The organism is Lelliottia jeotgali (assembly GCF_977070485.1).
The window spans coordinates 412,550-429,586 of the sequence record NZ_CDRVFO010000002.1; the positions used below are offsets into that span (position 1 = coordinate 412,550).

At 60.4% G+C, this 17,037-nt stretch carries 14 protein-coding genes; 7 read left to right on the top strand and 7 right to left on the bottom strand.

Annotated features, from left to right (window positions below; genetic code table 11):
• Positions 1-21 precede the first annotated feature (21 nt).
• The 4 genes from ACW4TB_RS04400 to ACW4TB_RS04415 all read left to right on the top strand — a co-directional run bounded on the left by ACW4TB_RS04400 (position 22) and on the right by ACW4TB_RS04415 (position 3,945).
• Positions 22-720, top strand: a complete 699-nt coding sequence (locus ACW4TB_RS04400; protein WP_279933128.1) for a CoA transferase subunit A — start codon at positions 22-24, stop codon at positions 718-720.
• 35 nt (positions 721-755) lie between these two features.
• On the top strand, positions 756-1,412 hold the full coding sequence (locus ACW4TB_RS04405; protein ID WP_012314292.1) for a CoA transferase subunit B: 657 nt from the start codon (positions 756-758) through the stop codon (positions 1,410-1,412).
• Between the two features lie 147 nt (positions 1,413-1,559).
• A complete protein-coding gene (locus ACW4TB_RS04410; protein WP_254467757.1) occupies positions 1,560-2,978 on the top strand; it encodes a short-chain fatty acid transporter in 1,419 nt (472 codons plus the stop codon).
• Between the two features lie 145 nt (positions 2,979-3,123).
• On the top strand, positions 3,124-3,945 hold the full coding sequence (locus ACW4TB_RS04415; protein WP_012314294.1) for a helix-turn-helix domain-containing protein: 822 nt from the start codon (positions 3,124-3,126) through the stop codon (positions 3,943-3,945).
• Here the strand turns inward: ACW4TB_RS04415 and ACW4TB_RS04420 are convergent.
• Positions 3,907-4,488, bottom strand: a complete 582-nt coding sequence (locus tag ACW4TB_RS04420; protein ID WP_012314295.1) for a LysE family translocator — start codon at positions 4,486-4,488, stop codon at positions 3,907-3,909. The two genes, ACW4TB_RS04415 and ACW4TB_RS04420, sit on opposite strands and share 39 nt — an antisense overlap.
• Positions 4,489-4,746: 258 nt before the next feature.
• Here ACW4TB_RS04420 and ACW4TB_RS04425 point away from each other — a divergent pair, with 258 nt between their 5' ends.
• On the top strand, positions 4,747-6,318 hold the full coding sequence (locus ACW4TB_RS04425) for a TerC family protein (protein ID WP_012314296.1): 1,572 nt from the start codon (positions 4,747-4,749) through the stop codon (positions 6,316-6,318).
• On the opposite strand, the gene rarD is transcribed toward ACW4TB_RS04425, so the two are convergent.
• Complete coding sequence (gene rarD, locus ACW4TB_RS04430) at positions 6,281-7,168, bottom strand: EamA family transporter RarD (RefSeq protein ID WP_012314297.1); 888 nt, start codon at positions 7,166-7,168, stop codon at positions 6,281-6,283. The genes ACW4TB_RS04425 and rarD overlap by 38 nt on opposite strands.
• Positions 7,169-7,200: 32 nt before the next feature.
• Entirely contained in the window at positions 7,201-8,787 is a 1,587-nt protein-coding gene (locus tag ACW4TB_RS04435; protein WP_012314298.1) for an EAL domain-containing protein, read from the bottom strand.
• A 298-nt stretch (positions 8,788-9,085) separates the two neighbouring features.
• Here ACW4TB_RS04435 and hppD point away from each other — a divergent pair, with 298 nt between their 5' ends.
• On the top strand, positions 9,086-10,162 hold the full coding sequence (hppD, locus tag ACW4TB_RS04440) for a 4-hydroxyphenylpyruvate dioxygenase (RefSeq protein WP_012314300.1): 1,077 nt from the start codon (positions 9,086-9,088) through the stop codon (positions 10,160-10,162).
• Positions 10,163-10,178: 16 nt separating this feature from the next.
• Here hppD and ACW4TB_RS04445 read toward each other — a convergent pair whose 3' ends face one another.
• The gene (locus tag ACW4TB_RS04445) at positions 10,179-10,985 is read right to left on the bottom strand and encodes a CSS-motif domain-containing protein (RefSeq protein WP_254467759.1); all 807 of its coding nucleotides are present in this window, start codon (positions 10,983-10,985) and stop codon (positions 10,179-10,181) included.
• A gap of 134 nt (positions 10,986-11,119) precedes the next feature.
• A complete protein-coding gene (locus ACW4TB_RS04450) occupies positions 11,120-11,803 on the bottom strand; it encodes a type 1 glutamine amidotransferase domain-containing protein (protein ID WP_279933198.1) in 684 nt (227 codons plus the stop codon).
• Positions 11,804-12,082: 279 nt separating this feature from the next.
• Between ACW4TB_RS04450 and ACW4TB_RS04455 the strand changes: the two genes are divergently transcribed.
• The gene (locus tag ACW4TB_RS04455) at positions 12,083-14,071 is read left to right on the top strand and encodes a hybrid sensor histidine kinase/response regulator (protein ID WP_279933135.1); all 1,989 of its coding nucleotides are present in this window, start codon (positions 12,083-12,085) and stop codon (positions 14,069-14,071) included.
• A gap of 5 nt (positions 14,072-14,076) precedes the next feature.
• On the opposite strand, the gene ACW4TB_RS04460 is transcribed toward ACW4TB_RS04455, so the two are convergent.
• Both ACW4TB_RS04460 and ACW4TB_RS04465 read right to left on the bottom strand, forming a co-directional pair.
• The gene (locus tag ACW4TB_RS04460) at positions 14,077-15,690 is read right to left on the bottom strand and encodes a response regulator (protein ID WP_254467761.1); all 1,614 of its coding nucleotides are present in this window, start codon (positions 15,688-15,690) and stop codon (positions 14,077-14,079) included.
• A 92-nt stretch (positions 15,691-15,782) separates the two neighbouring features.
• On the bottom strand, positions 15,783-16,838 hold the full coding sequence (locus ACW4TB_RS04465) for a tetratricopeptide repeat protein (RefSeq protein ID WP_012314305.1): 1,056 nt from the start codon (positions 16,836-16,838) through the stop codon (positions 15,783-15,785).
• Positions 16,839-17,037: the final 199 nt, after the last annotated feature.

Consider the following 17,037-nt stretch of genomic DNA (forward strand, 5'->3'; position numbering starts at 1 on the left):
AACTACAAAAGGCGGATCAGCATGGCCGGACTGGACAAGCGCGTAGCAACCTATGAACAGGCCCTTGAAGGCTTGACCGACAACATGACGGTACTGGCCGGCGGTTTCGGCCTGTGCGGTATCCCGGAAAACCTCATCGCCGAAATCAAGCGCCGTGGCGTCAAGGGCCTCACCGTGGTTTCCAACAACTGCGGCGTCGATGGCTTTGGCCTGGGCGTACTGCTGGAAGAGCGGCAGATCCGCAAGATGATTGCCTCGTACGTCGGCGAAAATGCCGAATTCGAGCGCCAGCTGCTCAGTGGCGAGCTGGAAGTGGAACTGACCCCGCAAGGCACCCTAGCCGAAAAAATGCGCGCTGGCGGCGCCGGCATTCCGGCCTTCTACACCGCCACCGGCTATGGCACGCCAGTTGCCGAAGGCAAGGAAGTGCGGGAGTTCAAGGGCCGCAAATACATCCTGGAAGAATCGATTACCGGCGATTTCGCCATCGTCAAAGGCTGGAAGGCCGACCACTACGGCAACGTGGTTTACCGCAACACTGCTCAAAACTTCAACCCGCTGGCCGCCAGCGCCGGCAAGATCACCGTGGTCGAAGTGGAAGAGATCGTCGAGCCAGGCGTGCTGCTGCCCAGCGAGATCCACACCCCTGGCATCTTCGTCGACCGGGTCATTGTGGGCACCTTCGAAAAACGCATCGAAAAGCGCACCGTCAAGGCCTGAGCGCCATCCTCCAGAACAACAAAGAGATTTTCACCATGGCACTGACCCGCGAACAGATGGCACAACGCGTCGCACGTGAACTGAAGGACGGCTTCTACGTCAACCTCGGCATCGGCATCCCCACCCTGGTGGCCAACTACGTCCCTGCTGACATGGATGTGATGCTGCAGTCGGAAAATGGCCTGCTGGGCATGGGCGAATTCCCCACCGAGAGCACCATCGACGCCGACATGATCAACGCCGGCAAGCAGACGGTCACCGCCCGCCGCGGCGCCTCGATCTTCGATTCGGCACAATCGTTCGCCATGATCCGTGGCGGCCATGTCGACCTCACCGTGCTCGGGGCCTTCGAAGTGGACGTCGAGGGCAACATCGCCTCGTGGATGATCCCGGGCAAGCTGGTCAAGGGTATGGGCGGCGCCATGGACCTGGTAGCCGGGGCCGAGAACATCATCGTCACCATGACCCACGCCTCGAAGGATGGCGAGTCCAAGCTGCTGCCGCGCTGCAGCCTGCCGCTGACCGGTGCCGGTTGCATCCGCAAGGTGCTCACCGACCTGGCCTACCTGGAAATCGAAAACGGCGCCTTCATCCTGCGCGAAACCGCGCCCGGGGTGAGTGTTGAAGAAATCATCGCGAAAACCGCCGGCAAGCTGATCGTGCCGGACGATGTGAAAGAAATGACCTTCTGATACACATCCCCAGCCCTGTGGCAGCGGCGGCAGCTGTGAATGCGATGGTCAATGCACCAACGCTGTCGCAGGTGTCGTCGTTGCCACAGGGTTTTGTGCGTTGTGCTTGAAACGTAGCCCCCATAAAACCAATAAAAGGAAGTTACAGTGGCCGCTGAAATCCAAGACAGCCGCTCCGCGCGCTTTGCCCTGCGTTGCTCCAACTGGGCCGAGCGCTGGTTCCCTGATTCCTGGGTGTTCGCTGCCCTGGCAGTGGTGCTGGTATGCCTCGGCGCCATGGTCATGGGCGCCAAACCTACCGATACCGCCAAGGCCTTTGGCGATGGCTTCTGGAGCCTGATCCCTTTCACCATGCAAATGGCCTTCGTGGTCATCGGCGGCTACGTGGTGGCCAGCTCACCCCCTGCCGCACGGCTGATCGACCGCCTGGCGCGGGTGCCGAAGAACGGTCGTTCGGCGGTGTGCTGGGTGGCGCTGATCTCGATGCTGGCATCCTTGCTCAACTGGGGCCTGTCCCTGGTGTTCGGTGGCCTGCTGGTGCGCGCGCTGGCACGGCGCAGTGACCTGAAGATGGACTACCGCGCCGCCGGTGCCGCTGCTTACCTGGGCCTAGGTGCGGTCTGGGCCCTGGGCCTGTCGTCTTCAGCGGCGCAGTTGCAGGCCAACCCGGCCAGCCTGCCGCCGTCCATTCTGTCGATCACCGGCGTGATCCCATTCACTGAAACCATCTTCCTCTGGCAGTCCGGGGTGTTGCTGGCGGCCCTGGTCATTGTCTCGCTGGTGATCGCCTACGCGACCGCACCTGGCCCGAACAGTGCGCGCAGTGCCGAAGACTGCGGCGTCGACCCCAGTTTCAGCGCGCCGCCCGCACCCCAGCGCACCCGCCCGGGTGAATGGCTGGAATACAGCCCGATCCTTATCCTGCTGATGGTAGCGCTGGCCGGCGGCTGGCTGTACCAGGAGTTCGCCACCAAACCGGCCATTACCGCGATCTCCGGGCTCAATACCTACAACCTGCTGTTCATCATGCTCGGTGCATTGCTGCACTGGCGCCCACGCAGCTTCCTTGACGCCGTGGCGCGTGCAGTACCGACCACCACCGGGGTGCTGATCCAGTTCCCGCTGTACGGCTCGATCGCCGCCATTCTCACCCAAGTGAAGGGGGTCGATGAGCAAACCCTGGCCCACCACATTTCGCTTTTCTTCACCCAGATCGCCACCCATGACACCTATGCCGTACTCATGGGCGTGTACTCGGCGGTGCTGGGTTTCTTCATCCCCTCGGGCGGTGGCAAGTGGATCATCGAAGCGCCCTACGTGATGCTGGTGGCCAATGACCTGCAGTACCACTTGGGCTGGGCAGTGCAGATCTACAACGCCGCTGAAGCGCTACCCAACCTGATCAACCCGTTCTACATGCTGCCGCTGCTGGGTGTGCTGGGCCTGAAGGCGCGCGACCTGATCGGCTTTTCGTTCGTGCAACTGCTGGTGCATGTGCCGCTGGTGCTGGTGCTGTTGTGGGCGTTGGGTACGACCTTGCAGTACGTGCCGCCGGTGATGCCTTGAGCTGAACTTTCATTGAAGGTGCGGCTGAACACACCTTTTACGGGTGTGTATCATGGCGAGCCGGGCACGAAGCGTGGCTCTTTTTCGCGCAGGCGTTCGCGTCTGAGCACAGGCCCGGCTACAGCAGCAGGTGAGGGCAGGGGCGATGATCGAGGTGTCGGGGTTCTGGCGGGATTCGGCGTTGCCTTTTGTAGAAGCAAGGCGCGTTGGGGATGGGCGTCAGGTGTGCTATGCCGCCCATTCCCATGAAAGTTTTTCGCTCGGTGTGATCACCGGGGGGCGCAGCACCTACCTGAGTGGGACCAGCCAAGTCGAAGTGGGCGCTGGTACCACGGTGCTCATGAACCCCGGTGTGGTCCACACGTGCAATCCTATTGCTGGGCAGGGCTGGTCATACCTGATGCTGTTCGTCGACATGCCGTGGCTGAAGGCGCTCGGTTTCAACTTGCCCGCGCAAACCTGCAGTACCTCGCCGGCACTCTACAGTGCCGTGCTGCAAGTGTTTGCCGACCTGTTCGACGGCAACCTGGATGACCGAGAGGCCCGGCTGGCGTGTTTTTTCAATGCACTGCCAGGCTACCTGCAGGCTGCTACCGGCAAAACGCAAGCCCATCACCCGCAGCTGGAGGCGGCAGCTGCGTTCATCCGGGCCCACCGCACCGACCCGCTGACGCTGCAAGACATCTGTGCTGCCAGCGGCTTGTCCCGCTCTTATCTGATCCGTACCTTTGCCCAGCGTTTCGGCTTGACGCCGCATGGTTACCTGCTTGATCAGCGCGTGCAGTATGCCCGCGCGCAACTGCGCACGGGGCGGGCGATTGCCGAGGTGGCACTGGAGGCAGGATTTGCCGATCAGGCCCATCTGCAGCGGGCGTTCAAGCAACATCTGGCGGCGACGCCCGGGCATTATCGCAAGGCTCAGCGACCATCAAACGAGCAGGTACAGCGCGCTGATCACCAGCAGTAACGCCAAGCCTCGGTTGAACATCTGCAGGTAGCGCGGCTTGCGCAAGTACTGCTGAATCATGCTGCCTGCCCAAGCCCAGCTGGCCACTGAAACAAAACAGATCGGCCCATAGATCCACGTGAACAGCCACAGCATCTGCTGCTCGCCACCGGTATAGGCTGCCACGCCCGCCACCGCCGCTAGCCAGGCCTTGGGGTTCAGCCACTGCATGGCTGCGCCCTCCCAAGCCGAAGGGGCGCGTTGCGGGTGCTCACCACCCAACTGCCCGTCATCACTGGCCAGCTTCCACGCCAGGTACAGCAGGAACGCCACGCCGCCCCAGTGCAGCGCCACGCCCAGCAACGGCCAGCGCATCAACAGTGCGTGCAAGCCCAGCCCCACCAGCACCAGCAGCAGGCAAAAGCCCAAGGTCGCCCCGGCAACATGCGCGAGGCTGGCGCGCAGGCCGTGGCGTGCTCCGCTGCCAAGGGCGACGATGTTCACCGGGCCGGGGGATATCGATGCTGCCAACGCAAACGCAGCCATTGAGAGGTACAGGCTCATCGGGAATGTCCGTGTGAAGGAGGTACTTGCCATGCTGCCCAGAAGCCAAACCGTGGTATTGAAGAAAAGTCCCCATAAAACTGCGTACAGGTTTTGTAATAGTTTGGCGCTATCAGAAAAAAGCTCTGCTCTTGTAGGATCGGATTCCCTATTTTCTATCCAGGTCCCCATGAGCACCTTCGCGGAACCCCCCAGTTTTCGGCCGTCCTGGCCATCCTTTCCCCGTCTCCGTGACGCTTCCTTCGTGAGTACCCGCTAATGGAATGGCTAGCCGACCCCACGGCCTGGCTGGGCCTGTTGACGCTTATCGTCCTCGAGCTGGTGCTGGGTATCGACAACCTGGTGTTCATCGCCATCCTGGCCGACAAACTGCCGCCGCATCAGCGCGATCGGGCGCGGGTGATCGGTCTGAGCCTGGCGCTGATCATGCGCCTGGGCTTGCTGGCCAGTATCTCGTGGATGGTCACCCTGACCGCGCCGTTGTTCGAGGTGTTCGGCAAGAGCTTCTCCGGCCGTGACCTGATCATGCTGTTCGGCGGTGTGTTCCTGCTGTTCAAGGCCACCATGGAATTGCATGAACGCCTCGAAGGCCATGTCACGCAGGCCAGTGGCGCGGTGCGCCATGCCGCGTTCTGGCCCATCGTGGCGCAGATCGTGGTGCTCGACGCAGTATTCTCGCTGGATGCGGTGATTACTGCAGTAGGTATGGTCGAACACCTGTCGGTGATGATGATCGCGGTGATCTTCTCGATCGGCATCATGATCGTCGCCAGCAAGCCGCTGACCCGCTTCGTCAATGCTCACCCAACGGTCATCATGCTGTGCCTGGGCTTTTTGATGATGATCGGCTTCAGCCTGACGGCCGAAGGCCTGGGCTTCCATATCCCCAAAGGGTATCTGTATGCGGCCATTGGTTTCTCGATCCTTATCGAGCTGTTCAACCAGCTTGCCCGTGCCCGCCGCAAGCAGAGCCTGCAGCAGCACCGGCCATTGCGTGAGCGTACCGCGCACGCCGTGCTGCGCCTGCTGGGCGGGCGCAGGGTGGAGGCTGACGAGGTTGGCGAGGAGATCGCTGACCTGGTTGCCGGCGGTGAGGAACATGTGCTGTTCGACCGCCGCGAACGGGTGATGATCAGCGGGGTGCTGAACCTGGCCGAGCGGCCAATCCGGACGGTAATGACTGCCCGTACCGAAGTCGACGTCCTCGACCTGGCGCAGCCTGCTGCAACCATTACCGAGGCGTTGGCCAACTCACCTTATTCGCGCCTGCCGCTGATTCGTGACGGCCGCATCGACGAGCCGCTGGGCTTTGTGCACAAGAAGGAGCTGCTCAAGGAGCTGCTCTCCGGCAACCAGCCGGACCTTGAGCGCATGGCCCGGGCACCGTTGAACCTGCTGGAAAGCTTCAGCATCCTCAACGCCCTGGAGCAGATGCGCGGCCAGTCGACGCACATCGCCTTCGTGGTGAACGAGTTCGGTGACTTTACCGGCTTGCTGACCATGACCGACATCCTCGAGTCGATCGCCGGTGAGCTGCCTGATGCCAGTGAGGTGGAAGGCCCGGGTATCGTTGAGGAAGCTGATGGCTTTGTCGTCAGCGGCGCGCTGAACCTCAGCCAGGTGCAGGCGCGTACCGGCTTCAGCGCGCGTGCCACCGAAGATTACCAGACCCTTGCCGGCCTGGTGATGAGCCTGCTCGACCGCCTGCCGGTGGTCGGTGACCACCTGGCCTGGAACGGCTGGAGCATGACCGTGGTGGCGGTGGAGGAGCGGCGGGTGCGCCAGGTGCGCCTCAAACCGAACGGCGACGTTGGCGCAGCAGGTGCCTGAAACCCTCAAGCACCAGCACCAGCACCGCGGCCCAGATCGGCAGGTAAGTCAGCCACTGATCCGGGCCGATGGTTTCGCCCAGCAGCAGCGCCACGCCCACCAGTAGCACCGGTTCGACATAACTGAGCAGGCCGAACAGGCTGAACGGCAGCAGTCGGCTTGCCAGCACGTAGGCGATCAGGGCTGAGGCACTGATCGCGCCGAGCAGTGGAATCAGGCCGTACAGGCCGGGATGCGCAAGCAGGTCTGCGCTCGACAGCGGCCCTTGGATGACGAAGTACAGGGCCCAGGGCAGCAACAGGCACATGTCGCACCACAAACCGCCCAGGTGGTCGGTGCGGCAGCGTCGGCGCAGTACGAAGTAGATAGGGTAGCCAATCATCACCAGCATGGTTTCCCAGGCAAAGCTGCCGTGCTGGTAAAGCTCGTGCGCCACGCCCAGCGCAGCGCAGGCCACTGCCACTTTTTGCAGGCGTGACAGGCGTTCGCCGTAAACCAGGCGGCCCGTCAGCACCATCGCCAGCGGCAGCAGGAAGTAGCCCATCGATACCTCAAGGCTGCGCCCGTGCAGGGGGGCCCAGAGGAACAGCCACAGTTGCACGCCCATCAGCCATGAGGTGCCGACCATGCCCAGCAGCAGCACAGGCGTCTGACGCACCCGCGCCAGCAGGTCGCCGACCCGCTTCCAGTCTTTGCTGGCCAGCATGAACAGCGTCAGGCAGGGTAGTGTGAGCAGTGTGCGCCAGCCAAAGATCTCTTCGCCATCGAGTGGAGTGAGCAGGGAGGTATAGAAGTACATCACGGCGAACAGGCAGGAGGCCATGACCGAACAGAGAATGCCTTTTGACACGAATGCCTCGAATAGCTGGATGGGCGGTTGGATCAGCCGCGCATGATCTCAGGGGCCGCGTCATGCGGCAACCGCGTAACGCCCGGTCGCGTGGCCAGCGCCTGGAGAAATTGCGCTGCCGGCATTGGTCTGGCGAACAGATAGCCCTGCTGAAAGTCCACGTCATACCGGGCCAGATACTCGCGCTGCACTTCGGTTTCCACGCCTTCGGCGACGATGCCCAGGCCCAGCTTTGCCGACAGCTCGATGATGCTGTCAAGGATGTGCTGCGACAGCGCATCGCCTCCGATCATTGCCACAAAGCTCTGGTCGATTTTCAGGTAGTCGATTTTGAACTGACGCAGATAGTTGAGGCTGGACTGGCCGGTGCCGAAATCGTCCAGTGCGATCATCACACCCATTTCGTGGAGTTTGTCGAACAATTCCAGCGTTACCCCGGTGGCCTCGATCAGTTTGCGCTCAGTCAGCTCCAGCGTCAGCACCACCCGCCCGGGGGGGAAGTGCTCGAGGAACGTGCGGCAGTCGTCGATCAGGGCCAGGTCATGGCAGTGATCGGCCGTAATGTTGATGCCAATGTGGAAGCCGTCTTCCAGCAATGCAGCGTACGGCGCCAGGCTTTGCGCAGTGTGCTGCATCAACGCACGGGTCATGTCGACGATCTGGCCGCTGTGTTCGGCATAGGGAATGAACAGATCGGGGCGCACCAGGCCCTCGTGCGGGTGGTTCCAGCGCATCAGCACTTCGGCGCCAGCCCAGCGATAATCGCCTTTGCGCACCACCGGCTGAAAGTACGGCAGGAACTCGTCAGCTTCCAGCGCACGGCGCAGTTCGGCGCGTGGAGAGTTGGCGCGGCGGATTTGCCAGCGACAAGTGCAACCGGCTGCGACACCGAGCAACAGGAGCAAGCTGAGCAATGCCGGGTAGCGGCTGCGCAGCACTTCGCCCCGCTTGTCGGCGGCATAACCACCGTGAACGCTGAAGGGGTAGTGCGTCGATCCGAGTGTCACGTCGCCAATGGGGGCGGTGGGCGGCTGGCCTTGATGCACCACGCCGTCCTTGCCCATCCACGCCGTACCGACGCGCAATTGCAGCGCCTCATCGGGGCCCATAAGGCGTAATGCAGTCAGTAAATGGTCGCCATCTACTGTGGTGATCGCGCCTCTGTCGCCGTCACTGGCCCGATACACCAGCAGTGGGTGCCCGGGTGTGACCGAGTTGCCGTCCATCAGCCACAGCGTGCCATCGGTGTAGTCGCGGGCATCTACCGGCTCGTCGAACTCGCCGAACAGAGAGGTGCAATACAGTGTGTCCTGCCGGAACAGGTTGGTCGAGCGTACATAGGCGTTGCGCGTCACCTGTCCACGCAAGGCCAGTTCGACTTGCCCGCATGGGCTGCCAGCTAGCGGCAGCAGGGTCTGGGCGGCACCGGAGATGCTGTCCAGTATGCGCTCGACCTGCTCGACCACTTGTCGCGCGGTAGCCTGGCTGCTGGCGCGCAGTTCGCGCTCGATTTGCCAGTTCATCACGATCAGGCCGAACGCCAGGGGCAAGATGCCAACGCCCCAAGGGAGGAGGGTGCGCCAGCTCCAGCGGGCGGGACTTTTACTGCGCAGGGGCATGTTGGCGTAATCTTTAACTTGAAATGACTGAGGATAGCCGTTTGTCGGCGCGTGTGAACAACTAATGCGCGACAAAGAAATTTACGCAATGTAGAATCGATTTACGAATACAACAATAAGGTCTTTCTTCATTGAAGGATCAACCCCACCGAGAATGGGCCTATATGACAAACCAAGGGTTCAAGCTGATCATTGGTGACTTCCTCGCCAGAAGCGTGCGCGGCATCCCATGCTCACCGCCAGTTACGTACCACATCCCAGGCATTCAATAATTTTCGCTGCAGATGAGGATACGAACATGGCTGATATCTTTGACAATCCAATGGGCCTGATGGGCTTTGAATTCATTGAACTGGCTTCGCCAACCCCTGGTGTGCTGGAGCCCGTCTTCCAGATGCTCGGTTTCACCAAGGTAGCCACACACCGCTCCAAGGACGTGCACCTTTATCGGCAAGGTGGCATCAACCTGATTCTCAACAACGAGCCGAAAAGCATCGCCTCCTACTTTGCAGCAGAGCATGGGCCGTCGGTGTGTGGTATGGCGTTCCGGGTACGCAACGCTCATGAAGCCTATGCCCGTGCGCTGGAGTTGGGCGCCCAGCCGGTCGAGATCGAAACCGGCCCGATGGAACTGCGCCTTCCGGCGATCAAGGGCATCGGCGGCGCTCCGCTGTACCTGATCGACCGCTTCGAAGAAGGCAGCTCGATCTACGACATCGACTTCAACTTCATCGAGGGCGTCGACCGCAACCCGCCGGGCGCAGGCCTGAAGATCATCGATCACCTGACCCATAACGTGTATCGCGGCCGTATGGCTTACTGGGCCGGCTTCTACGAGAAACTCTTCAACTTCCGCGAAATTCGTTACTTCGACATCAAGGGCGAGTACACCGGCCTGACCTCCAAGGCCATGACCGCGCCGGATGGCATGATCCGCATTCCACTCAATGAAGAGTCGTCCAAAGGGGCGGGGCAGATTGAAGAATTCTTGATGCAGTTCAACGGTGAGGGCATCCAGCATGTGGCCTTCCTCACCGATGACCTGCTCAAGACCTGGGATGCGCTCAAGGGCTACGGCATGCGCTTCATGACTGCGCCGCCGCAGACCTATTACGAAATGCTCGAAGAGCGCCTGCCAGGGCACGGTGAACCTGTCGACCAGCTGCAGGCTCGCGGCATTCTGCTTGACGGCGCCTCCGAAGCAGGCGACAAGCGCCTGCTGCTGCAGATCTTCTCGGAAACCCTGCTCGGGCCGGTTTTCTTCGAGTTCATCCAGCGCAAAGGTGATGACGGCTTTGGCGAAGGCAACTTCAAGGCGCTGTTCGAGTCGATCGAGCGCGACCAGGTTCGCCGAGGTGTGCTCGACGTTCAATAAGTGAAGTGTGCCGCCGTCACGGATTCTGGGCGGCGGCACAGCCAGGTTTACCCCATTGCCTGAACAGCCCCCAGTAGAAGATCGAACCCGTGATGATGCCAATCAACGCAAGCGATGGCAGGATCTGCATCAGCATGTGGCGCCTTTCATTAGCGGCAAAGCCGTCGGGATAGCCGACCTTCACGGTGTAGCCGTACTTGTCCGATTTTCCGGTCATTAAGAACTCGGATTGAGAGGGGCGGGCAGGGTCTCGGCTGTCGCCATCGGCCCAGATGTAAAAATCTCCGAACTCCAGCAGCAATACCAGCCCGGTTTGAAATGCACGCAGTTCGTTGCGAAGTTCCATGCCGTAGGTTGACGCGATCACACTCAGGTTTTCGCGACGAAGTTGGTAGGCGACAAGCACTGCATTGGGCGCTGTAGGAGAATCGAAGATCAGTTGTACCGGAGACTCCGAGGTAGTCGTAAATCTGCTTTTCGTACGGGGAGGAACCTGGGTGTCACAGTAGACACGCGCATCGACAGTCAAGGCCAACGCTCGCAGGTAGCGGACGTCTTGAACTTGTTTCAACAGGGGCGCCTTGGCTGTCTCGCAAGCGCTGCCAGCCAGCGGCATTGCCACCACGGCCGCGTCGTGCAAGCGGTTGAGGGACATATCAATGGAAAAGATGGCTTCTTTCAACGATACGCGAGCCGTCTCCTTGAGCTTGTTATCGTGCTGATAGATCATCACCATCAAGCCTGAGGCAACAGGTATCGAACTGATCGCCAGCGTCAACAACAGCGCCATCATGCTGCGACCGAGAACCCTGAATTTTGACATAGGACTGCAGCCCTCCTGATCCGAGTTGTCCGAGATGGACAGTTGACCGGAGAGCCTATGTATTCAGCGGAGTCGCTACTGTAATCCCCAACCGTGTCTGACTGAGGATTTGCGCAGTTGCGGCGTAAGAATGATTACGGGTTGAGCGTCTGAACTACTTTTTCTGCCAGTAAACGCGTAGAGGCGGGGTTTTGCCCTGTGATCAGGCGGCCATCACAGACAACAAAGGGCTTCCAGGGGTCATCATGCTTGCTGTAACTGCCCCCTCGCGCGCCCAGTTCGTTCTCGGTGAGAAAAGGCACCACCTCCTCAAGTTCGGCAAGCTTTTCTTCGGTATTGGAAAAACCGGTGACCTGGCGATCCTTGAGCAGCAGCTTGTTATCACTGAGTTTGATGTTGAGCAGCCCTGCGACGCCGTGGCAGACAGCCGCCACCACGCCGTTCTTCTCGTATATCCTGCGCGCCAGCTCCTGCAATTGCGGGTTGTCAGGGAAGTCCCACATCACGCCATGGCCACCGGTGTAATAGATGGCACAGTATTCGTCTGCCGTGACCTGGCCGGGGCTTAGCGAGGCGCCCAGGCGGTTCATGAAACCCTTGTCGTTGTAGTAGTTCCAATCCATCTCGGGCGCCATCTGCAAGCTGTGCGGATCGATTGGCACGTAGCCGCCGCCGGGGCTGACGCAGTCTACTGTATAACCAGCTTGCTGAACCGTCTCTACAAAATGCACAGCTTCACCCAGCCATAAACCGGTTGCGCGATTCAGGGTCGGATATTTGGCGGTATTGGTCAGTACCACCAGAATTTTCTTGCTCATCACGACACTCCTGCCTGTAATCAACCGGGGAAGTCAGCGCATGGCGCGGGAAGCCAATAAAGCATAGCTGGCGTTGTAAGCACTGCCTGCCCAGGTGCCAGAATCGGTGCGATTCGCACATGGCCTATTGCAGCGCTTGACCGTGGAGCCGATGATGCAGGAACACCTCATTGAATCTAGAGCAACAGTGGAATCAACATCTTGGTAGCTAACAGTACACCTTGTGATACCTCGCCGCGTGGCATGGCACTGTCTACCCCTGCACAGTCGACTGCTGGCATGAGGGAAAGGATTGTGCAGTTCGACTGGCGGGATACGGACCTTGGGCCTTTGCCGCACTGGGATGCCACGTTGCGCATTGCGATCGACATGATGCTGATGTCGTCGTTCCCCAGTGCAGTGGTCTGGGGGCCGAACATGAACGTTGTCCATAACGATTCCTATGTGGCGCTGATCGGTGGCCTGGACCAAGCGCTGGGCATGCGCTTCGATTCGTTGTGGAACAGCGTCTGGGACGATATCGGCCCATGGGTGTTCAAGGCACTGGAAGGTGGTACCAGTTTTGTCGAAGATCAGCCTCATCAGATCAAGTGCGCAAAGACTGGTGCCCTGCGCTTGTACGTATTCAGTTATGCGCCGATTCGTGACGAGCAACATGAAGTTGTGGGTATGCTGCATACCGTGATCCAGAGCTCTGACAGTGTTGCAGCGCATGACAGGTGGCGCGAGCAGGCGCAGGCATTCGAGCGTCAGATGGCGCGATACATGGCAGACCGCGATTACATGTGGCGCCTATCACGTGATGCCATGCTCACCGTGAGCCTGGACCTCAAAATGATCGCGGCCAACCCGGCCTGGCATCGCGCCCTGGGCTGGAGCGAGCTTCAGGTGCAGGGTACGTCGATCCTGGATCTGGTTCATCCGGCCGACAGGGATGAAGTTGAAGCGGCTGCAATCGATTTCGTCAACGACAGAGGGCCTTCAGAGCTCGAAACACGTGTGCGCCATGTCGACGGGCATTACCGCTGGTTCCACTGGAGTGGCAGCTTCGACGGTTCTGTACTGACGGCCGTTGGGCGGGACATTACCGACGACCGTGAAGAGGCCATGCGCCAGTCCCAGGTACTGTTGCGCAACACTCAAAGGCTGGAGGCAGTCGGTCAAGTGGCTGGCGGCTTGGCCCATGAGATGAACAACCTGTTGTCGGGTATTGGCGGCAGCCTGGAATTGTTGCAGCGACGTATGAGCCAAGGCCGGATGGAGCTTATCGACAGCTACGTGGAGATGGCGCGCGATTCGGTGCAGCGCGCCATGAGCCTTACCCACCGGCTGCTGGCGTTCTCCCGCCATCAGCCCCTTGCTGCTGCACCTTTGAATATCAACTGCCAGCTGACCGCCATGGAGCCGATGCTGCGCCATGTGCTCGGGGCTGAAGTGAGTTTGTCCTGGGAGTTGGATGTCGAGCCATGGACCGTGTGCCTGGATGTCGGCCAACTGGAAAACAGCGTGATCAACCTGTGCGCCAATGCACGTGAAGCTTGCCTGGGCCGGGGCAATGTTGCGATTCGCACGATCAACACCCGGTTGGCCTCGGCGTTTCCTGAAGAAGGTGGCCTGCCGCCGGGTGACTATCTGGGTTTGCAGGTCATGGACGATGGCCATGGCATGCCGGCAGAGGATGTGGCCAGGGCCTTCGAGCCGTTTTTCACCAGCAAACCCATTGGGCGTGGCTCAGGGATGGGGCTGGCGATGGTGCATGGCTTCGTCGGGCAATCAGGCGGTTACGTGTGGATCGAATCGTCACCTGACCAAGGTACGAAGGTATGCATGCTATTCCCGCGATGCCTGGAAGAGATACCGCAAGCGCCTGCCGTACCGGTGCCACAGACGTCACTGGCAAACGGGCAGCGCGTGTTGTTGATAGACGACGAGCACAGCCTGCGCACGGTCATGGGCGAGTATCTGCGCGAGCGGGGTTTTACGGTCACTGATGTGAGAGACGCTAATACTGCGCTGGAGTGTTTCCGTCAAGATGGCCCGTTTGATCTGGTCATCACCGACATCGGGCTGCCTGGGGGCTTGAGTGGTCGTCAGATGGCCAGAGCCATGCGCATCATCAAACCTGACCAGAAGATACTGTATATCACCGGCTATGTGGATCAACCGCTGGAGCCGCACATACTGGAAATGCCAGGCACGGCGCTGTTGATCAAACCCTTTGAATTGTCGACATTGGCCGACCAGGCACTGCTGTTGCTGGACGAATGAGCCCGTCAGGCCTCACCTAGAATCTGCATCACTCGGGCATGAAATTGCGCCAGTTCGAATGGTTTGCACATCAATTGCATGCCTGCCCCGAGAAAACCCTCCCTTGCCATTGCCGTTTCGGTGTAGCCGGTGATGAACAATATGGGCAGATGCGGGTGCAAGGTACGGGCGATTTCTGCCAATTGCCGCCCGTTCATGCCCGGAAGGCCTACGTCACTGACCAGCAGGTCGATTGCCTCAGAGGAGCGCAATATTTGCAGGGCCTCACTGGCATTGCACGCACTGCGGTACGGGAAACCCTGCTCCTTAAGGGTCTGGCACAAAAGCTGGCGCACATCCGGGTCATCTTCGACCACCAGGATCGTGCGGCCGCTACGCCGTGAAAGTGGTGGCGCTGCGGGAGCCTGCGCTTGTTCTTGCTCCAGGTGGCGCGGCAGGTAAAGGTCCACGCGGGTGCCTTGGCCTATCTGGCTATGCAGTACCACATGCCCTTGGGACTGTTTGCTGAAGCCGTAGACCATCGAAAGGCCCAGACCGATACCTTGGCCCACCGGTTTGGTGCTGAAGAATGGCTCGAAGGCATGTTCGAGTGTGCTTTGTGACATGCCTTGGCCTTCGTCAGTGACGCTCAGGCACGTATAGTCGCCCACCGCCAGGCTGCCATCGGCAAACTGCCTCGCCGTTACCTTTCGATTGCTGGCTTCGACACGCACCTTCCCGCCGTTGGGCATGGCTTCGCAGGCATTGAGCAGCAGGTTGTCCAAGGCTTCTTGCAATTGTGTGTCGTCGCCGGCCACTGGCCAGGTGTTTTGGGGCACTGTCAGTTGCAGTATCACGCCGTGTTGCAGTGCGGTCTCCAGCCGTTGTGGCTGTAGCATTGCCTGCAGGTCAATGCGACGGCTCTGCAGCGACTGTCTGGATGAGAACGCCAATAGCCGATGGGTAAGGCGCGCTGCTCGCGAAACGGCCTCCTGCCCCCTGTGCAGCAAGCTTTCCACCCCCTTGGTGCTGCCCTGTTTCAACCGCCTGTCGATCAGTTCGAAACTGCCCCCGATGCTGGTCAGCAAGTTGTTGAAGTCGTGTGCCACACCGCCGGCCAATTGCCCGATGGCGTCCATCTTGCGGGTCTGGTGCCGCGCTTGCTCCGTGCTTTGCTGTGCCTCGCTGTGAGCCTCCAGGCGTTGCTGCAGGTCAAGTAACTGGTCGCGTGCCAGGTACTGGCGGCGACGGTGACGAAGTGCCACCTTGATCAGCTCCAGTAACTGCTCATTTTCGAACGGAATGGCCAGCAGCGTCAGGTTGCCCAGTGGATGGTCGGCGGGCGTGCAGGGGCTGGTTGACGGTCGCGGGGTTTGCGTGAGCAGTACGATGGGCAAGTCCGACCAGGGCGGTTGTTGGTCGATGAAATCCTGCAACAGTCCGCTTTGGCTGCTGTTGAGCATGTGTTCGTCGATGACCACCAAGCCTGCGCCACTGCCAAGTCCGTCCTGCAGGTGGGCCATGTCACGCGAACACAGGCAATCGATGCCAGCGCTCGTCAGAAACGTCGAGGCGTGCGTGGCAAGTTGCCTGGGTGCCAGAATCAAGGCACGTTCGTCGAGCGACAGCGACCTGGCCAATGTGATTCTCCTTAAGGGCTGCCATGCCTGGCCAAGCCGTGAATGGGCCGATACCCACTGGACCACAGGCAATCCCTTAGGGTTCAACGCATCTAAAGCCCCTGCTGCAGAAACGGATCGTCAGGGTTTTGCCGCTCCAGTTCGGCAAGCAGCACCTGAACGTTCTGCAACTGGCCTGTTTCTTTCCAGTATTGAATCAGCAACACCCGCGCCCGGCGATTTGCCGGTTGCCGGCTGAGCAGGGTTTCGAGCTGCTTTTGCGCTGCATCGGACTGTTCCAGGTCGTGCAGGGTCACTGCCAGGCTATAGCGATAGTCGGCATTGTCCGGCTCCAGCTCGACTGCGCGGGACAAAGCGAGCAGGGCGAATTCGCGCTGGCCATGGCGGATCAGCCAGCGCCCCAGTTCGTGTTGCAGGAAGGCCGAATCCGGGCGCAGCGCCAGTGCCTGTGCCAGTACCTGCCGGGACTGGTCGTGGTGGCCTTGACGTTCGAGCAAGCGTACCTGGGTCGCCAGGGCGTCGAGGTTGTCCGGGTTTGACGCGAGGCTACGTTGCAGGGCGGATGCAGCCTCTGTGTACTCATTCTCATGCAGATACAGGCGTGCCAGGTGTACCTGGGCCGCGGCATCCTGGGGCTGTTGTTCCAGCGTTTGCTGGTATTGCTCCAGTGCGGCCTGCAGTGGGCCGAAGTACAGACCAATGGCGTCGGGGTCCAGGCCAAGCAAGGCATCCACGGCGGCGAAGCGTACACTTTGCTCGGCATCATCCAGCAGGGGGCCAAGAACCAGGCTGCGCTGTGCCGCAGGCAGCAGGCGGCGGATGCTGGCGATCGCTGCACGACGGACCAAGGGTTCATCGTTTTCCAGGTCCATGCGGGCCAGTTTCAGCGCTTGTGGTGAAGGGTAGTTAGGCAGCTCTGCGTACAAGGCTGCGCGGCGGATCGGCGCCAGGTCGTTGCGTTGCAGTTGCTGGTAGAGCACCCGCGCGGCGCCCGGTTGGCCTTCATGAGCCTGGCGCAGGGCTTTGGCGTAGCTGTGCGGGGGAAGTGTCGGTTGTGCTGGCGGGGTATCCCGGCGCAGGTAGACGATGCCGACTGATACCAGAATCAGCAGTAACACAGCGATCAGGTAGCGGTGGCGTGTGGGCATCGGAGGGGGCCATGGCGGAGGAAGTGGAAGCTTGGGGCAGATTGGCGTGGGCTGCAAGGGCACCACAGCAATCAAGGCATGTGCCCGGCCGCACTATCAGCGACCTGTAAACAAACCAAAAAAAGCCCCGCAAGCCAAGGCCAGCGGGGCAAACGGTTGGGGGAGGAACCAACCAAAGGAGTCGTTTGAAAAGTGGGAA